At 39.0% G+C, this 19,842-nt stretch carries 16 protein-coding genes; 13 read left to right on the top strand and 3 right to left on the bottom strand.

Annotated features, from left to right (window positions below):
• Nucleotides 1-134 precede the first annotated feature (134 nt).
• The 10 genes from gyrA to DO88_RS08595 all read left to right on the top strand — a co-directional run bounded on the left by gyrA (nt 135) and on the right by DO88_RS08595 (nt 11,087).
• A complete protein-coding gene (gyrA, locus tag DO88_RS08640) occupies nt 135-2,834 on the top strand; it encodes a DNA gyrase subunit A (RefSeq protein WP_007376601.1) in 2,700 nt (899 codons plus the stop codon).
• 158 nt (nt 2,835-2,992) lie between these two features.
• A complete protein-coding gene (serC, locus tag DO88_RS08635) occupies nt 2,993-4,075 on the top strand; it encodes a 3-phosphoserine/phosphohydroxythreonine transaminase (RefSeq protein ID WP_033016435.1) in 1,083 nt (360 codons plus the stop codon).
• Nucleotides 4,075-5,352, top strand: a complete 1,278-nt coding sequence (aroA, locus tag DO88_RS08630) for a 3-phosphoshikimate 1-carboxyvinyltransferase (RefSeq protein ID WP_007376599.1) — start codon at nt 4,075-4,077, stop codon at nt 5,350-5,352. Before serC ends, aroA begins: the two co-directional genes overlap by 1 nt.
• A 106-nt stretch (nt 5,353-5,458) precedes the next feature.
• Nucleotides 5,459-6,169, top strand: coding sequence for a (d)CMP kinase (gene cmk, locus DO88_RS08625; RefSeq protein WP_007376598.1), 711 nt, complete (start codon nt 5,459-5,461; stop codon nt 6,167-6,169).
• Nucleotides 6,170-6,264: 95 nt separating this feature from the next.
• A complete protein-coding gene (rpsA, locus tag DO88_RS08620; RefSeq protein WP_002961176.1) occupies nt 6,265-7,932 on the top strand; it encodes a 30S ribosomal protein S1 in 1,668 nt (555 codons plus the stop codon).
• Between the two features lie 66 nt (nt 7,933-7,998).
• Nucleotides 7,999-8,286, top strand: coding sequence for an integration host factor subunit beta (gene ihfB / locus DO88_RS08615; RefSeq protein WP_007376597.1), 288 nt, complete (start codon nt 7,999-8,001; stop codon nt 8,284-8,286).
• Between the two features lie 21 nt (nt 8,287-8,307).
• Nucleotides 8,308-8,589, top strand: a complete 282-nt coding sequence (locus DO88_RS08610; RefSeq protein WP_007376596.1) for a lipopolysaccharide assembly protein LapA domain-containing protein — start codon at nt 8,308-8,310, stop codon at nt 8,587-8,589.
• A 2-nt stretch (nt 8,590-8,591) separates the two neighbouring features.
• A complete protein-coding gene (gene lapB / locus DO88_RS08605; protein ID WP_007376595.1) occupies nt 8,592-9,728 on the top strand; it encodes a lipopolysaccharide assembly protein LapB in 1,137 nt (378 codons plus the stop codon).
• A 187-nt stretch (nt 9,729-9,915) separates the two neighbouring features.
• Nucleotides 9,916-10,620, top strand: a complete 705-nt coding sequence (gene pyrF / locus DO88_RS08600; RefSeq protein ID WP_008139217.1) for an orotidine-5'-phosphate decarboxylase — start codon at nt 9,916-9,918, stop codon at nt 10,618-10,620.
• Between the two features lie 92 nt (nt 10,621-10,712).
• Nucleotides 10,713-11,087 (top strand): hypothetical protein, encoded by a 375-nt coding sequence (locus DO88_RS08595; protein WP_008139224.1) that lies wholly within the window; start codon nt 10,713-10,715, stop codon nt 11,085-11,087.
• 107 nt (nt 11,088-11,194) lie between these two features.
• Here DO88_RS08595 and DO88_RS08590 read toward each other — a convergent pair whose 3' ends face one another.
• Both DO88_RS08590 and DO88_RS08585 read right to left on the bottom strand, forming a co-directional pair.
• A complete protein-coding gene (locus DO88_RS08590) occupies nt 11,195-12,025 on the bottom strand; it encodes a CvfB family protein (RefSeq protein WP_033039576.1) in 831 nt (276 codons plus the stop codon).
• A 2-nt stretch (nt 12,026-12,027) separates the two neighbouring features.
• Nucleotides 12,028-13,356, bottom strand: coding sequence for a DEAD/DEAH box helicase (locus tag DO88_RS08585; protein ID WP_008139225.1), 1,329 nt, complete (start codon nt 13,354-13,356; stop codon nt 12,028-12,030).
• Nucleotides 13,357-13,564: 208 nt separating this feature from the next.
• Between DO88_RS08585 and trhO the strand changes: the two genes are divergently transcribed.
• From trhO to DO88_RS08570, 3 genes are all read left to right on the top strand, one after another.
• Entirely contained in the window at nt 13,565-14,572 is a 1,008-nt protein-coding gene (gene trhO / locus DO88_RS08580) for an oxygen-dependent tRNA uridine(34) hydroxylase TrhO (RefSeq protein WP_002961191.1), read from the top strand.
• Between the two features lie 148 nt (nt 14,573-14,720).
• The gene (locus DO88_RS08575; RefSeq protein WP_033039577.1) at nt 14,721-16,616 is read left to right on the top strand and encodes a DUF294 nucleotidyltransferase-like domain-containing protein; all 1,896 of its coding nucleotides are present in this window, start codon (nt 14,721-14,723) and stop codon (nt 16,614-16,616) included.
• A 3-nt stretch (nt 16,617-16,619) separates the two neighbouring features.
• Complete coding sequence (locus tag DO88_RS08570; RefSeq protein WP_033039579.1) at nt 16,620-17,330, top strand: 3'-5' exonuclease; 711 nt, start codon at nt 16,620-16,622, stop codon at nt 17,328-17,330.
• Between the two features lie 80 nt (nt 17,331-17,410).
• On the opposite strand, the gene DO88_RS08565 is transcribed toward DO88_RS08570, so the two are convergent.
• Nucleotides 17,411-18,991, bottom strand: coding sequence for a BCCT family transporter (locus DO88_RS08565; protein ID WP_002961195.1), 1,581 nt, complete (start codon nt 18,989-18,991; stop codon nt 17,411-17,413).
• Between the last annotated feature and the right edge of the window lie 851 nt (nt 18,992-19,842).

Below are 19,842 nucleotides of genomic sequence, written 5' to 3' on the forward strand. Positions count from 1 at the left end.
ATTGATAAATCGCAAAGTTTTGCGCCTGTAAATTAAAATTAATTGTGATAGCATGGCTGTTAGAAATAATAACAATACTCTTAATACCCAATACCGGGTCGTTGAGAGCTGATACTGAAGGAATGTGATATCAAATGACTGATCTCGCCAATGAAATTCTGCCAGTCAATATTGAAGACGAGTTAAAAAACTCCTACTTAGATTACGCGATGAGCGTAATTGTAGGACGTGCATTACCAGACGTACGTGACGGCTTAAAACCTGTTCATCGCCGCGTTTTGTTTGCAATGAACGAGCTTAGTAATGACTGGAACAAGCCTTACAAAAAATCGGCCCGTGTGGTCGGTGACGTAATCGGTAAATACCACCCACACGGCGACAGTGCAGTTTATGACACGATAGTTCGTATGGCTCAGCCATTCTCACTACGTTATATGCTTGTAGATGGCCAAGGTAACTTCGGTTCGGTTGATGGCGATTCAGCTGCGGCAATGCGTTATACAGAAGTACGTATGGCAAAAATGTCGCATGAGCTATTAGCTGATCTTGAAAAAGAAACGGTTGATTTCGTTCCTAACTACGACGGCACAGAACAAATCCCTGACGTTTTACCAACAAAGGTCCCTAACTTATTAGTTAACGGATCATCAGGTATTGCGGTAGGTATGGCTACAAATATCCCACCACATAACTTAACAGAAGTTATTAATGGTTGTTTAGCGCTTATAATCAATCCTGAATTAACTATAACTGAGTTAATGGATTATATTCCGGGCCCAGATTTTCCAACCGCTGCAATTATCAACGGTAAGAAAGGTATTGAACAAGCATACCAAACTGGCCGTGGTAAAGTGTACATGCGTGCACGTGCTGAGATTGAAACGGATGAAAAAACAGGCCGTGAAACAATTATCGTTCACGAAATTCCTTATCAAGTTAACAAAGCACGCTTAATTGAAAAAATTGCTGAGCTTGTTAAAGATAAAAAAATTGAAGGTATTAGTGCACTACGTGATGAATCAGACAAAGACGGTATGCGTATCGTTATTGAGATCAAACGTGGTGACGTAGGCGAGGTTATTTTAAACAACTTGTATGCGCAGACTCAGTTACAAACTGTGTTTGGTATGAATATGGTTGCGTTAATTAACAACCAGCCTAAGTGTTTCAACTTAAAAGAAATGCTAGAAGAGTTTATTATTCACCGTCGTGAAGTAGTAACTCGTCGTACAGTATTTGATTTACGCAAAGCCCGCGATCGTGCACATATGCTAGAGGGTTTAGCTATTGCGCTTGCAAACATTGACCCTATTATCGAACTTATTCGTAAATCCCCTACACCTGCTGAAGCTAAAGTTGCTTTAACGGCACGTTCGTGGGAATTAGGTAATGTAAAATCAATGCTTGAAAAAGCAGGCGAAGATAATGTTGCACGTCCAGATTGGCTCGCTGCTGATTTAGGTATTCGCGACGGTCAGTATTTTATTTCAGAGCAACAAGCCCAAGCAATCCTAGATTTACGCTTACACAAGCTAACAGGTCTTGAGCATGAAAAAATCCTGAGTGAATATCAAACACTATTAGATTTAATTGCTGAGCTTTTACATATTTTGGCAACGCCAGAGCGTTTAATGGAAGTTATTCGTGATGAGTTAGTTGAAATTAAAGCACAATACGGCGATGAACGTCGTACTGAAATTAATGCAGCGGCTCACGATATTAGCTTAGAAGATTTAATTACCGAAGAAGACGTTGTAGTAACGCTTTCTCACGAAGGTTATGTGAAATATCAGGCATTGTCTGATTACGAAGCACAACGCCGTGGTGGTAAAGGTAAATCAGCAACGAAGATGAAAGATGAAGATTTCATTGAACGTCTACTCGTTGCAAATACGCACGATACTATTTTATGTTTCTCTACGGCCGGGCGTTTATATTGGCTTAAAGTATATCAGTTACCACTGGCAAGTCGTGCAGCGCGCGGTAAGCCAATTGTTAACTTGTTACCACTTGAAGCTGATGAACGAATTACCGCTATATTGCCAGTACGCGAGTACGCAGAAGATAAATACATCTTTATGGCAACAGCATTTGGTACAGTTAAGAAAACACCATTAACGGCTTACAGTCGTCAACGTGCAAGCGGTATTATTGCTGTTAACTTAAATGAAGGCGATAGCCTGATTGGGGTTGATATTACCGATGGTAGCAACGAAATTATGTTGTTCACTGATGCAGGTAAAGTTGTACGTTTTAAAGAAGCTGAAGAAACAACGGTTGTTGATGAAAACGGTAATCCAGTATTAGACGAAGAAGGTAACCCTGAGATTCGCTTCAAAGGTGTTCGCCCTATGGGTCGTACTGCTACAGGTGTTCGTGGTATTAAAATGCCAGATGAGCAACGCGTAGTATCGTTAATTGTACCAAAAACTGACGGTGCTATTCTGACGGTAACTGAAAACGGTTACGGTAAGCGTACGCAACTTGAAGATTACCCATCGAAGAGTCGTGCAACACAGGGTGTTGTATCAATTAAGGTGAGTGAACGTAACGGTGCTGTTGTTGGCGCTGTGCAAGTTGACGACAACGATGAAATAATGATTATTTCAAATCGTGGTACCTTAGTACGTACTCGTGTTAATGAAGTTTCTACGGTTGGACGTAACACTCAAGGTGTTATTTTGATCAGAACTATTGACGAAGAGCAAGTAGTTGGTTTACAACGTATAGAAGAGATTGAAGTTACTCAAAGTGACTTGATTGATATTGAAGACGTTGAAACTGTAGATACGGTTATTGATGAAGTAGCGGATGATAATCCTCCTTCAGAATAATTGATATTGAAAAAGCGGCCTTGGCCGCTTTTTTTAATGTTGTTGAAAAAAATTAATAGAGTGTGAAATTATATTCATTCATTAAAATCGTAAGGTTGAGTGGATGGGGATTATACGTTCATGCTTAGTAGTTAAATTACTGGAATGAGGCAAAGGTAATGAGTAAATATAATTTTTGTGCGGGACCGGCTATGCTTCCGCAAGCGGTTATGAAAAAAGCGCAAAAAGAGTTTCTAGATTGGCAAGACTTGGGTGTTTCTGTAATGGAAATGAGCCATCGCAGCAAAGAGTTTTTAGCATTAACTGCAAAGTGTGAAGCGAGTCTTCGCCGCTTAATGAATATCAGTGATGAATTTGAAGTGTTGTTTATGCACGGTGGAGGTCGTGGCCAATTTAGTGCTGTTCCTTTAAATTTGCACCAAGAAGGCAAAACAGCGTTTTATTGCGAAAATGGCGTATGGTCGAAAAGCGCCAGAGATGAAGCGAATAAGTTCACTCAAACGTCTTTTACGGATGTACGTAATGATGCTGATGGTGAATTTTCAATTAAAGACGTTGCTGACTGGGAATTACCAGAAGATGCGGCGTACATTCATTATTGCCCTAACGAAACGGTAGATGGACTCGAGATTTTTGATGTACCGAGTCACCCAACTGCGCCGATTGTTGCTGATATGTCATCGACTATTTTGTCTCGCGAAATAGACGTGAACAAATTTGATTTAATTTACGCTGGTGCGCAAAAAAATATCGGCCCATCGGGTATTTCAATCGTTATTGTTCGTAAAACACTACTTGAGCGTGAAGGGCTAGCAAAGCCTGGTATTTTAGATTACGCCCTTGAAGCAAAACAGGGTAGCATGTTTAACACGCCACCTACTTTTGCATGGTATTTAGCTGCTGAAGTCTTCGAATGGTTAGAGAGAAATGGCGGCGTAAAAGCCATGGAAACACAAAATATTGCAAAAGCTGAGCTACTGTATAATTTTATTGATAATTCTGACTTTTACTCAAATATAGTCGCTAAGCATTGTCGTTCACGTATGAATGTTCCTTTTTGGCTAAACGATGAAAGCTTAAATGAGCAGTTTGTAACTCAATCCAATGATGCGGGTTTACTTGCACTTGAAGGGCACCGAATTGTAGGCGGTATGCGTGCGAGTATTTATAACGCCATGCCACTTGAAGGTGTTCAAGCCCTCGTAGACTTTATGGCTGCCTTTGCTAAGGAGCACAGTTAATGGAACAGCTTCGTTTAGAACCAATTACAAAAGTAAATGGCACGGTAACCCTACCAGGCTCAAAGAGCTTATCGAATAGGATCTTGCTCTTAGCAGCACTGGCAAGCGGTACTACCGTTGTTGAAAATTTGCTTGATAGCGATGATATACGCCATATGTTAGGTGCTTTAAAATTATTAGGTGTGCATGTAACTTTAAATGATGAGCGAACAGTCGCGACAGTAAACGGCGTTGGTGGCGTATTTAAAACGCCTAGCGAGCCATTGTTTTTAGGGAATGCCGGCACTGCTTACAGACCTTTAACGGCTGTACTTGCTGCTGTTACTGGTGAATATGAGTTAGTAGGCGAGCCGCGCATGGAAGAGCGTCCAATAGGGCATTTAGTTGATGCTCTTCAAGCATTGGGTGGTGATGTTACTTATACTAAACATAAAGACTATCCACCACTTAAGATTATGGGTGGGCAAATTAAGGGCGGCTCAGTTGAAATTGACGGTAGTATTTCAAGTCAATTTTTAACTGCATTACTAATGGCTGCACCTTTGTTTAGTGGTGATACAAATATAACCATTAAAGGTACCTTGGTTTCTAAACCATATATTGATATTACGCTTGATGTAATGGCACGTTTTGGTGTTAATGTTGAACACAGTAATTATGCAACTTTTAAAGTTAAAGGTGGTCAACAGTATCAATCACTCGATCGAATTATGGTTGAAGGGGATGCGTCTTCTGCTTCTTACTTTGTTGCTGCAGCTGCGATAGCGGGTGGTGAAATTGAGATTAAAGGTGTAGGTGCTAAATCGGTTCAAGGTGATATAGGCTTTGCCAAAGTAATGGAGCAAGTAGGCGCGAAAATCGATTGGTATGATGAGCGTTTAGTTGTTCGCAAAGGCGAATTAAAAGGCGTAGATATTGACGCTAATGCAATTCCTGATGCAGCTATGACACTCGCAACAGTTGCTCTTTTTGCTAAAGGTCCAACTGCCATTCGTAACATTTATAACTGGCGAGTAAAAGAAACAGACCGTTTATATGCAATGGCAACTGAGCTTAGAAAAGTAGGTGCAGACGTTGTAGAAGGGCATGATTTTATAGAAATTACACCACCTGAACATTTCAATGATGTAGCAATAGATACCTACGACGATCACCGTATAGCCATGTGCTTTGCCATGGTTGCTGTTGGCGGGAAACCTATAACGATTAATGATCCAAAGTGTACTTATAAGACATTTCCTACATTTTTCAATGTTTTAGCGTCAGTCAGTGAATAGGGCTTTTATAACTAATTATAAAAAGTTACACACTAATAGCAGATATATTTTTATAACTGGCGTATAATATGGCGGTTTATTTAGGTGTGCATTGCAGGAGGTTTAAATGCAGGCGTTATTAATGCCCGTGATCACCGTTGATGGCCCAAGTGGTTCAGGTAAAGGAACTGTTTGTCGCTTGTTAGCCGACAAGTTAGGGTGGGATGTATTAGATAGCGGTGCGATTTATCGCGTTTTATCTTTAGCTGCACTTCATCACCAAATTGCATTAGACAATGAAGAAGGGCTTGTCCCTCTTGCTGCAAATTTAGATGTGCAGTTTTTGGTAGATAGCCAAACTAATGCAGGAAAAGTTATTTTAGAAGGCGAAGATGTAACGACTACTATTCGTAATGAAGAAGTAGGCGCTGCGGCATCAAAGGTTGCAGCATTACCTCGCGTTCGTGAAGCATTATTACGTCGCCAGCGAGCGTTTCGTACTGAAAGTGGCTTAATTGCCGATGGTCGCGATATGGGGACTGTGGTTTTTCAAGATGCGCCGTTAAAAATTTATTTAACAGCAAGTGCAGAAGAGCGTGCTCGTAGGCGTTTTGTTGAGTTGAATACGCGCGGCCTTGATGTTACACTGAGTGGTCTATTACAGGACATTCAAGCTCGTGACGAGCGCGATATGAATCGTGCCGTTGCTCCGCTTGTGCCGGCAGACGATGCTATTGAACTCGATACTAGCGAACTCAATGCTCAGCAAGTGTTTGATAAAGTTATGACTTTATTAGATGTTGCGATATCTGAAGGTAAGCTTCCTAAACGAAGCTAAACACATTTTATGCACCAGCAGGATGCCAGTGCTATTTTAACAACCCCATGCAGCATGGTTGCTTATTGGTATTAATATATGAGACGTATATTCGTATGTCAGAAAATTTTGCGCAGTTATTTGAAGAAAGCTTAAAGGGTTTTGAAGCAGAGCAAGGCTCTATTGTTAAAGGTACAGTAATCTCTATCGAGAATAACATTGTACTTGTAGATGCTGGTCTTAAATCAGAAAGTGCTATCCCTGCAGAGCAGTTCAAAAATGCTGCTGGTGAACTTGAAGTTGCTGTTGGCGACGAAGTAGATGTTGCACTAGATGCAATTGAAGACGGTTTCGGTGAAACTATCCTTTCTCGTGAGAAAGCGAAGCGTCACGAAGCGTGGATCCGTCTTGAGAAAGCATGTGAAGAGCAAGAAACTGTTACCGGTGTTATCAACGGTAAAGTTAAAGGCGGTTTCACAGTTGAAGTTGATTCAATCCGTGCTTTCCTACCTGGTTCACTTGTTGATGTTCGTCCAGTACGTGACACAACTCACCTTGAAGGCAAAGAGCTTGAATTTAAAGTAATCAAGCTTGATCAAAAACGTAACAACGTTGTTGTTTCACGTCGTGCAGTTATCGAATCTGAAAACTCACAAGAACGTGAAGAGCTTCTTGCTAACCTTGTTGAAGGTCAAGAAGTTAAAGGTATCGTTAAGAACCTTACTGACTACGGTGCATTCGTTGACCTTGGTGGTGTTGATGGTCTACTACACATTACTGATATGGCTTGGAAGCGTGTTAAACACCCTTCAGAAATCGTTAATGTTGGCGACGAAATCGCAGTTAAAGTTCTAAAATTCGACAAAGATAAAACTCGTGTATCTCTAGGCCTTAAACAGCTTGGTGAAGATCCATGGGCAGCTATCGCTGGTCGTTACCCAGAAGGTTCTAAACTTTCTGGTCGTGTTACTAACCTTACAGATTACGGCTGTTTCGTGGAAATCGAAGAAGGCGTTGAAGGTTTAGTACACGTTTCTGAAATGGATTGGACTAACAAGAACATCCATCCTTCAAAAGTTGTAAGCCTTGGCGACACTGTTGAAGTTATGGTTTTAGAAATTGACGAAGAACGTCGTCGTATTTCTCTTGGTCTTAAGCAATGTATTGCTAATCCTTGGCAGGAATTTGCTCGTCTACAGAACAAAGGCGATCAAGTTACTGGTAAGATCAAATCAATCACTGACTTCGGTATCTTTATCGGTCTTGACGGTGGTATTGACGGTCTTGTACACCTTTCAGATATTTCTTGGAATACACCTGGCGAAGAAGCTGTACGTGAATTCAAGAAAGGCGACGAAATCACTGCTATCGTATTGCAAGTTGACCCAGAGCGTGAACGTATCTCTCTAGGTGTTAAGCAAATCGAAGCTGACCCATTCAATAACTACCTTGATGCAAACAAAAAAGGTGCTATTGTTAAAGGTAAAGTGACTGAAGTTGATGCGAAAGGCGCAACTGTTGAACTTATCGAAGGCGTTGAAGGTTACATCCGTGTAGCTGATATCGCTCAAGAACGCGTTGAAGATGCAACTACTGTTGTTTCTGTAGGCGACGAAATTGAAGTTAAATACGTTGGTGTTGATCGTAAGAACCGCACTTTAAGCTTATCTGTAAAAGCTCTTTTCGAAGCAGAAGAGAAAGAAGTACTAGAGAAGCTTAAGAAAGAAGAGCCAGTGTTTGAAAACGCAATGGCAGCTGCTTTCGCAAATGCACAAAAAGACTAATATATAATTAGTTTTAGTTGGAAGGGCATTTTTTGCCCTTCCTATATTTCTTTTTAAGGAAACGATATGACTAAGTCAGAATTGATAGAAACACTTGCGGAACAACACGCACACGTTCCAGTGAAAGATGTTGAGAATGCTGTAAAAGAAATTCTTGAACAAATGGCCGGCTCATTATCTACTTCAGATCGTATTGAGATCAGAGGTTTTGGTAGTTTCTCTTTGCATTTCCGTGCTCCTCGCACAGGTCGTAACCCTAAGACTGGCGATACAGTTGAGCTTGACGGAAAGCATGTACCTCATTTTAAACCGGGTAAAGAATTACGCGACCGCGTGAATGAAAGTATTGCCTAGTTAACTTAGTGGAGTAGTTACTTGTTTAAGGTCTTAAAAATTATTCTGGTTGCGCTATGCCTAATTAGCGCATTTGTATTGGGTTCTCAAAATCCACAATTAGTACAAATTAATTATATTATTGCCAGTAATACATTACCTTTAGCTGTAATAATAAGTATTTGCTTTTTACTGGGTGTTTTGATCGGTTTTTTTATTAGCTTTAAATTATTTTCACAATTGAAGTGGCAAAACTATCGGTTGAAAAAGTTATTAGTACCTGAAGAAGATAAAAAAAAGCTTGCTGCTAATAAAGACATTTAATTATGATTGAGCTTTTGTTTTTATTACTCCCTGTTGCAGCCGGTTACGGTTGGATTATGGGGAAAAACAGTGCTAAAAACCAAGCTCACTTACTTAATCGTCAGATTACCTCTGAATACAGTAAAGGCTTAAAGTTTTTACTCGATAGAGAAGAAGACCAGGGCTTAGAGCATTTAATTAACTTGCTTGAAGTTTCGGCTGATTCAGTCGAGCACTATTCTACACTTGCCACTATGTTTCGCCGTCGAGGTGAACTAGACCGCGCAATAAAAATCCATGAACTACTTTTAAAACACCCAAGCTTAAATGAACAACAAGCTGCAACAAGCCGTTTAGAACTTGCTGAAGACTATATTATGGCTGGTTTACTTGATGGTGCTGAAGAACATTTAGTCTGGCTAGTTAAAGCAGGGCATGTTGAAGCGCTCGAACCTATTATAACTTTGTATTCGCAAACTCGCGAATGGGAAAAAGGTATTAATATGTTTGAAGCCCATAGCGAGTTATTTTCTAAAGAACAGCAATTCAAAGCTATTGCTAATTTTTATTGCGAATCTGCTCTGAGTGATGATAATCCACAATTAATGAGAAAAGCAATTAGCTTAAATTATAAAGCAGTGCGTCCTCTGTACGAATTAGGTTTATTGGCTTATATAAAAGAAGACTACGTTAAAGCAATTTATTACTGGCGTGAACTTGTTACTCAATTTACTTTGTTTGCTCCGCTATTTATTGATCAGCTCGCACATAGTTATAAACAATTAAATTTAACGCATCAATTTCATGAGCTAGTAGGTGACTTGTTAGAAAAGGGCGGTGTATTAATAAAAATAAAACACTGCCAAGCTTTGCTAGAACAAGGGCATACAAAACAAGCTTTTGATTTTTTAACTGATAGTTTAAAACGTCAACCTACTATTCGTGGTTTTAGTTTTTTACTGCAATTGATGGGTGATCAAAACAAAAACACAAAAGAAGTACTGAATCAAATTGATAAATTGGTTACTTCTTACATAGCGACTAAACCTGACTTTCAATGTCAGCACTGTGGCTTTACTAGCTACACGATTTATTGGAATTGCCCTTCTTGTAAACATTGGGAAACTATTGTTCCAAGTAGAGGATTAGACGGATTTTAATAACCCCTTTAATAATACTGGATTTAAAGATGATCATTTTAGCAAATTAAACTGAGTGTTTACTTAGTTGAAATTTTTGTAAAACACAGTCTATATAAATTTCATTTATCAACACTTAAAATCACCTGCTGAAGATATCGCATTAGATCTATTTATAGTTACTTTATAGCCATACATTAGGATAGTTATGTCTTTTGAACACTCAAAAAAAATTCTTATAGCATTAGATTACGACGATCAACAAATAGCTCTAGACTTTGTTAAGCAACTTTCACCAGAGACATGTCGCCTTAAAGTTGGCAAAGAGATGTTTACTTATTTTGGTCCTACTTTTGTTAAAGAACTAATTGATTTAGGCTTTGATGTTTTCCTAGACTTAAAGTTTCATGACATTCCTAATACAGTTGCAAAGGCTGTGACTGCAGCTGCAAAAATGGGAGTATGGATGGTTAATGTACATGCATCTGGTGGCTTTGAAATGATGAATAAAGCTAAAATGGCCCTAGAAAAATTTGGTGATAAAGCACCTTTGCTAATTGCTGTGACTGTTTTAACAAGCATGGATGAAAAAGAGCTTGAGCGTTTAGGTATTGATAAGCCGGCGAAAGAGCAAGTTATCTATTTAGCTAAACTTGCTCAAGAGGCTGGACTTGACGGTGTTGTATGTTCAGCGCAAGAAGCTGAGGTACTTAAATCCGAGCTGGGGGAAAGCTTTAAACTTATCACTCCAGGTATTCGTCCAGAAGGGAGTGCAGCAGGCGATCAAAAGCGTATCATGACACCTAAGCAAGCCATTGATGCTGGTAGTGATTATTTAGTGATTGGACGGCCTATAACGCAATCTGAAAACCCTTTGAGAGTATTAACTGATATTAACAAGTCCATTGCTTAATTCAATAAAAAGTAGTTGTTAAGTGCTATGCCCTTACTTAATTGGTATATTATGCTACATTAATAGTATCAAAATTCAGTAGGGGATCTATTTTGAAGTCGTTTTTTGGTTTGTTTTTCATTATTATTGCGGGTTTTTTAGTTAACAAGTATGTTCTTTCAAGTAAAGCTTATGATGGCGTGACAAAGGTTACAGATATTATTTCTAGCTACCCTATTAACGTATATGATTTTAAAAAGACGATGGCTGATTACGCTTATCATTTATGTTATAAAAATGAAGGCGTCTTAAGTAACCATAATATTAGTATAAGTGAATGTGTTGATAATCACGATGAGCGAAAACAAGACTGTGACAAAAAGGTATTTCGTTTAGCACCACTTAATCTAGAAACTAAAGAAGATGCGCTTGATTATTCCAGGCAATATACGCAATGTACTTTACCTTATAAGTATATTTTAGGTTGATACACTTTCGTTAATATTTTAGGTTTAATAAACGATAAAAACCTTATTTTCAAATCAACTAATCTAAAAAATTAAAGCGTTTAGTAAGTATACTAAACGCATTTTTGTTACTTCAAACGGATTGATTTTGCTTCAATATCTATTAACTCTTGTTTAAATAAGCCACCAATTGCTTTTTTATAATTAGCCTTACTGGTAGAAAACATCTTTTTTATTGCTTCAGGATCAGACTTATCACCAAGTGGAATAACACCGCCTTCGTTTTTAAGTTTTTGCATAATAGTTTCACCAAGGTCACTTACTTTTCCCATACCTGGCTTTTCTAGTACAACATCAATTTTTCCGTCGACACGTACTTTTTGAATATAGCCTTTAAGCTTTTGACCCACAAATAAGCTTTTAAATACCATATTGTAAAAAACAACACCGAAGTGCGATTCTTCAATTAATACTTTGTAGCCAATATCTGTTTTTCCAGCAACAATTAAATCCACTTCTTGTAAGTGAGTATATTGCGGCTCATCTTTTGACAGGAAACGATTAAAGTTGTTTGAGGCACAAATACGCTGGCTTGCATTATCAAGGTACAGACGTACTAAATAAGAATGGCCTTCTTGCATGCGTGGTTTTTGTTCATTAAAAGGTGCAAGCACATCTTTCTCAAGCCCCCAATCTAAAAACGCCCCAATACTATTTATTTCTTTAACGCGCAGTAGGGCATACTCGCCAACTTGAGCATGTGGTTTCTTTATTGTTGCTGTGGCCAAATTAGCATTGTCTAAAAAGATAAATACACTAATACTATCGCCCGCTTCAAGCTCATGTTTTATTTCTTGTTTTGGTAAAAATACTTCACCTAAATCATGGCCGTCTAAGTAAGCACCTTCGTTACTCACTTCTTTTACAAATAATGTTTGTGTGGTTCCTAGGTAACTCATAATTATTCCTGCTCAGGCTTTTTTTTACGGCGCATTGGTGTATCGCCATCAATGTTCATCGGTGCTTTAATTGGTGCTGTAGGCTTTTTAGGTTTAGCTTTGCGCTTAAATGCAGGCTTTTTAACAGCGGCGGCTTTTTCTTTAGATTTGTCCCACGCTGCCTCAGGTTTTTTCTCTTTTAAACCTTTAAACTTAGCTTTTAAGCTCTCTACGCTCGCAAATTTTAATTCGTCATTTAAAAATGCTTTAATAGCTAAATAACTTGCCCAATCTTTTGGGCCAACTAATGAGATTGCGTTACCTTTAAAGCCTGCTCGTCCTGTGCGACCTATGCGGTGTACATATTCTTCAGCGTGTTTTGGTAAATCAAAGTTAATAACATGCGTTACGCTTAGTAAATCTAAACCACGAGATGCAACGTCGGTGGTGATCAATATTTTAAAGTTTTCGCGACTAAACGAATCCATGATATCTAAACGTTTACTTTGCGTTAAATCACCAGCAAGCGCTACAGATTTGAAGCCTTTAGCATTAAGCGCTTCACTCAAACGGCTCGTGTCAGAACGCGTTGCTGTGAAGATAATACATTGACCAACATCATCTTGGTTTAAAAAGTGCTCTAATAGCGCTTCTTTATGATCAAGGTGATCGGCAAGGTATAACGTTTGTTTAATATCGCTATGTTGCTCATTTGCTGCACTTAGCGTAATTTGCTTTGGTTTTTTTAATAGGTTACGTGATAGAGCATCTACTTGTGCATGGTCAAGTGTTGCAGAAAACAATAACGTTTGACGTAAACGGTGATTAGCTTGCTCGTTAATCATTTTTAACTGCTCAGTAAAACCTAAATCTAAAATACGATCGGCTTCATCAAAAATAAGCAGTTCTAGTCCGCTCAATTGTAATGAGCGTTTTGTAATGTGATCAGCTAAACGCCCAGGTGTAGCAACTACGAATTGTGGGTCGTTTCTAAGTGCTTTTATTTGGTCATTAAAGTTTTCGCCGCCAAGTATTTTAACTGCCTTAATCGCTGTGCCAGCAATTAATAAACGCAGCTGAGTAAATACTTGCGTAGCAAGCTCACGCGTAGGAGCAACAATAAGTACACGAGGATCGCGTTTGCTGAGTGCTTTTTGTTTCATAACCCTTTGTACAGCAGGTAATAAAAACGCCAAGGTTTTGCCCGACCCAGTTTTAGACTGAGCGAAAATGTCATGCCCTGCAAGTGCGGTAGGCACTGCATGCGCTTGAATATCGGTGGGCTGGGTGATCCCTTGATGTGCTAGTTGTGTTTCAAGGCGTGTATCAATCCCAAGATCAGTAAACTGCAATGTGTGTTTCTCCAAAATGAGCAAATTAACTCTATAAATTTATCAGCGCATTATAGCTTACACAGCTAGGTCGCTAACAGTAAAAACCAATCTATAGCGCTATTTTTTGCAATTAAACTAAAAAAGCGTAAAATACGCGCCCCATATGCGCCGGATTTACGATTCGGTAAACACCAATATTGGCTAACAAGGCAAAATAGGAAATATAATGACTGTTGTTCATAAAGATAATGTAACGGGCGATCACTTTGTAGTATGTGCGCTGTATAAGTTTGTAGGTTTACCTGAATTTGAAGCTATCCGTAAGCCATTACTAGAAGTGATGGAAGCAAATGAAGTACGTGGTACTTTATTGCTCGCTGCCGAAGGTATAAACGGCACTGTTTCTGCAAAACGTGAAGGGATAGACAACTTATTAGCATGGCTAGATGAGCAACCAAATTTAAAAAACATCGTTACAAAAGAATCTTACGACGATGAATGTCCGTTTTACCGCACTAAAGTAAAACTAAAAAAAGAAATTGTAACAATGGGCGTTGAAGGCGTAGATCCGCTTAAAGTTGTGGGTAGCTATGTTAAGCCAAATGAGTGGAACGCACTTATATCTGACCCTGAAGTAATTTTAATTGATACACGTAATGATTACGAAATTGAAATTGGTACATTTCAAAATGCGGTCGATCCAAATACCAAAACGTTCCGCGAATTTCCACAGTGGGCAAAAGAAAACTTAGACCCTGAAAAACACAAAAAAGTGGCGATGTTTTGTACCGGCGGTATCCGCTGCGAAAAATCGACAGCCTACATGAAAGAGCAAGGTTTTGATGAAGTTTATCACCTTGAAGGCGGTATCTTAAAATACCTAGAAGAAGTGCCAAAAGAAGAAACCATGTGGGAAGGCGAGTGTTTTGTATTTGATAATCGCGTTGCGGTTGATCATGACCTACAAAAAGGCTCTTATGATCAATGCCACGCGTGTCGTATGCCAATTACAGAAGACGAAAAGTTAAAGCCTGAATACATGGAAGGCGTCTCTTGTCATCATTGTATTGAAGAAGTTACGGACGAACAACGCGCACGTTTTGCAGAGCGCCAAAAGCAAATAGAATTAGCGCAAGCGCGTGGTGAGGGCCATATTGGTAATGAAGCACAAGCTGTTTTACAGCAACGTAAAGAAGCTAAAAAAGCCCAAAAAGACGCTCAGCGCGGTAAATAAATTTATACAATAAGTATCACATTTAAAGAGTCTATTTAGGCTCTTTTTTTGTGCCTAAATTTGTACAGTAATTGTTTTCACACCCCGATGATAGTGTTAATCTGCAAAACAGATTTAGTCATTTTAATGCGCATACAGGAAGGGATTTATGCAAGCCGAACAAGTTGAAATCGCACAATTTTTAGCACAACATCCTCCTTTTGATGACTTACCTCAAAAAGCGCTTAATGAGCTAGCTCAACAAGTAGAAGTGGCTTATTTTAGAGCAAAAACAGATATCTTGAGTTTTGGACAAGACATTTCTGATTTGTATGTAATTAGAAGTGGCTCTGTAGAAATGTACCGCCGAAATGGCGAGCTGTACAATCGTTTGGCTACCGCAGGTATATTTGGTCAAATGGGTTTATTGATGAACCGTAAGGTACGTTTTCCTGCAACTGCTCTGGAAGATACGTTAGTTTATTGCATAAATGTTGAGCTCTTTAATTGTTACTGTGATGAGTTTGATGCGTTTGCTGATTACTTCGAAACAGACGGTAACGTGCGTTTGCATCAAGCTATTGTCGAGCAAGCTGATGGCAATGACCTGACAACCGCGAAGGTAAAATCATTAATTCACAGAGATGTAGTCACCGTAGATGCAACTTCTACGATACAAGATATCGCTAAATTAATGACCGAAGAGGCGGTATCGTCAGTGTTGGTAACAGATGTAAATAAACCCATAAATGATGACCCAGAAGAAGATGATGGACAAGTAGTTGGTATAATAACTGATAGGGATTTACGCACTAAAGTAGTGGCTAAAGGGCTTGCCTTTAACACGCAAGCAAAAGATATTATGTCTACTAACTTAGTGCTTTTAGATGCTAATGACTATATTTTCGAAGCAGTACTTGCCATGCTTAGAGATAACTTACATCATTTGCCAGTCGTACAGAAAAGATGCCCAATAGGAGTTATCTCTCTCTCTGATATTTTGCGTTATGAATCCCAAAGCAGCTTACTGTTAGTGCGTGGCATACTGGCTCAACAAACAATAGAGGATTTGGCGCATTATGCGCGCCAATTGCCCAATGTGTTTGTTCGTATGGTTAACGAAGATGCAAACTCACACATGGTTGGTACAGCCATGGCTGTTATAGGGCGTACATTTAAACAAAGACTACTTGTATTAGCAGAAGAAAATTTTGGGCCACCTCCTGTGCCTTACTGTTTTATTGCTCTGGGCTCAATGGCTCGAGACGAGCAACTTATTGTAACCGATCAAGACAACGCGCTTATTTTAGATGACAGTTACGACGACGAAAAACATAACGCGTATTTTCAAAATATTGCCGATTTTGTGTGTGATGGTTTAGCGCAGTGTGGTTACACCTACTGTGATGGAGAAATTATGGCGTCGTTTAAAAAATGGCGTAAAACTCGCTCACAGTGGTTCGATCAATTTGCAGATTGGATAGCGCAGCCAAAACCACAAGCACTGCTTAATAGTTCTATATTTTTTGACTTAGACGGTGTGTGGGGTAAAACCAAGTGGGCCGACGAGCTTAAAATATTTATAGCAAAACAAAGTAAAGTAAATCGCGTATTTTTAGCTAATATGGCAGCAAATGCTAGAAATAGAACACCTCCACTTGGTTTCTTTAAAGGCTTTGTTATGGAGCATAATGGCCAACATAAGCGTTCAATGAACTTAAAGCGAAGAGGGACTGCACCTCTTTCTGATGTTATTCGCGTGCACGCATTGGCTATTGGTTCGCGTAAACAAAATTCGTTTGAGCGACTAGAAGACATTATTGAAGCGAAACTTTTACCACAGGGTAAAGCGCAAGATTTACGTGATGCACTTGAGTATATTGCCATGATGCGAATTCGCCATCAAGCGTGGCAAATAGAGAAGGGCGAAGAGCCCGATAACGACTTAGATCCACATTTACTTTCTCCGTTCGAGCAACGAAACTTAAAAGAGGCATTTGCCATTTTAGAAAAAGCACAAAGCTATTTAAAATTTAGCTACACAGCAAACTCTGGTGTGAAGTAGCCTATGAATCCGCGTAATCATAAAGCAATTGATTGGCAAGCTAGGTATAACGAGCTTGCCAATAGCACCAAAAATAAACTCTTAAAACACTTTTATGCGGGTGCTTATAATCAAGACAAAGCTGCAATAAAAGACGTACCTTTTGTAGCAATGGATTTTGAAACAACAGGCTTAAATAGCCAAAACGACGATATAGTGAGTGTTGGTTTAGTGCCGTTCAATTTAGAGCGCATTTATTGTAAGCACAGTCGGCATTGGGTTGTGCAGCCTAGGCGCAACCTTCATGAAGAGTCTATTTTAATACATGGAATAACGCACTCTGAGGTGGACGACGCCCCCGACTTTAATCAAATTATAGAGCCTTTACTTGAAGCGCTCAGTGGTAAAGTTGTCGTGGTGCATTATGCCGCAATAGAACGTCACTTTTTAAATAATGCGTTATTGTTAAGGCTTAAAGAAGGTATTGAGTTTGCACTTGTTGATACAATGGAAATAGAAAAAAGAGCACTAAAAGCAAGGCAGGGTTTATTAGGGCGATTGTTTAACACAAAATTAGGTTCTCTTAGGCTAACAGATTGCCGTGCGCGTTATTCCCTACCAGCATATCAAAATCACAATGCGTTAACGGATGCACTTGCTACAGCAGAACTTTTACAAGCGCAACTGAGTTATCATTATCGTGTAGATACTCCAATCTCAGAGCTGTGGTTCTAGCTTTTAATGACCAAACAAAAAAACGCCGCAAAAATTGCGGCGTTTTCGTTACTAATTAAAAGTGTTACTTACTAAAAGTATTATTTAACTGGGCGAGGCTCAGTTCGTAAACCTAAAACTAAACTTAAACACATAAATAATAATACAATAGTAAATGGCAAGCCTGTAGAGACAGCGCCTGCTTGTAGTGCTTCAATTGCTTGTGTGCCACCAATCCAAAGTAAAGCAGCTGCAATTGCGCCCTCAACCGATGCCCAAAATATACGTTGTGGTACCGGTGCATCAATTTTACCGCCAGCTGTAATTGAATCAATTACTAATGAACCAGAGTCAGATGACGTAATGAAAAATACCAACACTAATAAAATTGCAATAAACGATAAAATATTAGATAAAGGTAATTCATCAAGCATTTGGAACATAGCTAAAGGTACATCAGTTAAACCATTAGTGCCTAACGCACCAACACCATTAACTACTTGATCAATCGCAATACCACCGTAAATAGACATCCATAAAACAGTAACTAGAGTAGGAATAAGTAAAACCGCAATTAAGAATTCACGAATTGTACGACCACGTGATACACGCGCGATAAACATACCTACAAACGGTGACCAGGAAATCCACCAAGCCCAGTAAAACACAGTCCAACCATGCATCCATGTTTCGTCTTCACGACCGTGAGGATTACTCAATGGAATAATATTTTCTACATAGCCCATCACGGTAGTGGGTACATTACCCATTGCTACAGCAAAGCCTACTAAACATACAAACAATAATAATGAAAACGCAATTAGCATATTTACATTACTTAGTAGTTTCACACCACCGTCAATACCACGAACCACAGAGACAATGGCTAAAAGTGTTACACCCGCAATAACTAGAATTTGAGAGCCAATGCCACCTTCTGTACCAAATACATGGTTAATGCCTGCAGAAGCTTGCTGCGCACCTAAACCTAAAGATGTTGCAAGGCCAAATAACGTAGCAAGTACAGCTAAGATATCAATGATATGACCAGGCCAACCCCACGCTCTATCACCTAATATAGGGTAAAAAATAGAACGAATTGAAAGTGGTAAACCTTTGTTATAGGTAAAAAATGCAAGAGATAAACCAACAACAGCGTAAATAGCCCAAGGGTGAAGACCCCAATGAAACATAGTTGCGCCCATTGCTAATTTTGCAGCTTCTGGTGTATTAGCGGCTACATTAAGCGGTGTTTCGTACCAACCAGTAAAGTAAGCAACTGGTTCAGCAACGCCCCAAAACATAAGGCCGATACCCATACCGGCAGCAAATAACATAGCAAGCCATGAAACGCGAGAGTGAGAAGGTTTAGCGTCATCACCACCAAGGCGAATATTACCGTAAGGAGAAACAATAAGTGCTAAACAAAAGAGTACAAAGAAGTTAGCAGCCCACATAAATAGGGCATCAAAATTATTAATAATATCGGTCTTGATACTATCAAGCGCTGTTTTTGCAGTTTGTGGGTCGGTAACAAGTATGGCGATTAAAAAGATGACAATCAGGCCCGCACTAGTTCCAAAAACAGGGTTGTGAATATCAAACCCCCACTTTTGTACGTTGTCCTGACCTACGGTGTAATCCGTGTTGTCAATACTATATTTGTCATGATTTTCCTTCATGCAATACCTCTTTAGTTGTCCTAACAAGCCAAAATAAATTCGGCGTCATATCGAATTACATTAGTCTTTAAATATTAAGTAAAAAGTAATACCGTAATTATTTGAAGACTAACTAATTTGAAGCGTGATCATACAGCTAGTAGTGTATGAGTTAAATATTAAATGTAAATGAATTTGTATTTAAAACGCTGTTTATATGGCCAAATTCATGATTCTTTCATTTAAAAGCCCTAAATTTAAAAATTCAGTGAACGTTAAAATTTAGTTTGCTATTAAAAGTATTAATTTACTTGATTAAGTAAAAAAAGAGCATTTTTAAGTAGCTTAATTAATGCTTAAATATTAGGACTTGTTAGTCTTTAAGGATTGAAATTTATTAAATCTAGGCGCAATTTAATCGCTCCTAGATTTATAGCTTAGCGGTTCGGTAACAGCTTATGCGTTATTTTTCATGCTTGCATGCAAATAAAAATAATCAAAAGCCGGCTAGCAAAGAGCGAATTTCTCTTCAAGGCTATTATAAATTTATAAGCCGATAAGCATCTTTAATCAAGTTGTAATATGAATATGATTTAACACAACATTAGGGTATGTTGAATTTTGGCGATTGAATTTGCAGTAGTGTGTTTGGTTTTTAGGCAAGGCAGAGGCTATGTAGTGTGGTCATTCCCCATAAATAGGCGATAACGCAGCATAAATACCAAACATACACTGCCCTTTGGGTTCTTTCTAGGGACGATTAACTCTTTGTTGCTCGGTTTTTACTTAGCCCACTAGGTTACAAACCTCGCGCCGCGATTAAATAGCCCCTAAATTGAACAAATTTTAATCCTGAAAGGTCAACAGGCCCT

It is taken from the genome of Pseudoalteromonas sp. S3431, assembly GCF_000690035.1.
GTDB classification, from domain to species: Bacteria; Pseudomonadota; Gammaproteobacteria; order Enterobacterales; family Alteromonadaceae; genus Pseudoalteromonas; species Pseudoalteromonas fuliginea.

Excerpts from the sequence above, each read along its gene's own strand:
- gyrA (WP_007376601.1), top strand. The coding sequence starts at position 135 with ATGACTGATCTCGCCAATGAAATTCTGCCAGTCAATATTGAAGACGAG.
- serC (WP_033016435.1), top strand. The coding sequence starts at position 2,993 with ATGAGTAAATATAATTTTTGTGCGGGACCGGCTATGCTTCCGCAAGCG.
- aroA (WP_007376599.1), top strand. The coding sequence starts at position 4,075 with ATGGAACAGCTTCGTTTAGAACCAATTACAAAAGTAAATGGCACGGTA.
- cmk (WP_007376598.1), top strand. The coding sequence starts at position 5,459 with ATGCAGGCGTTATTAATGCCCGTGATCACCGTTGATGGCCCAAGTGGT.
- rpsA (WP_002961176.1), top strand. The coding sequence starts at position 6,265 with ATGTCAGAAAATTTTGCGCAGTTATTTGAAGAAAGCTTAAAGGGTTTT.
- ihfB (WP_007376597.1), top strand. The coding sequence starts at position 7,999 with ATGACTAAGTCAGAATTGATAGAAACACTTGCGGAACAACACGCACAC.
- lapB (WP_007376595.1), top strand. The coding sequence starts at position 8,592 with ATGATTGAGCTTTTGTTTTTATTACTCCCTGTTGCAGCCGGTTACGGT.
- pyrF (WP_008139217.1), top strand. The coding sequence starts at position 9,916 with ATGTCTTTTGAACACTCAAAAAAAATTCTTATAGCATTAGATTACGAC.
- DO88_RS08590 (WP_033039576.1), bottom strand. The coding sequence starts at position 12,025 with ATGAGTTACCTAGGAACCACACAAACATTATTTGTAAAAGAAGTGAGT.
- trhO (WP_002961191.1), top strand. The coding sequence starts at position 13,565 with ATGACTGTTGTTCATAAAGATAATGTAACGGGCGATCACTTTGTAGTA.
- DO88_RS08575 (WP_033039577.1), top strand. The coding sequence starts at position 14,721 with ATGCAAGCCGAACAAGTTGAAATCGCACAATTTTTAGCACAACATCCT.
- DO88_RS08570 (WP_033039579.1), top strand. The coding sequence starts at position 16,620 with ATGAATCCGCGTAATCATAAAGCAATTGATTGGCAAGCTAGGTATAAC.
- DO88_RS08565 (WP_002961195.1), bottom strand. The coding sequence starts at position 18,991 with ATGAAGGAAAATCATGACAAATATAGTATTGACAACACGGATTACACC.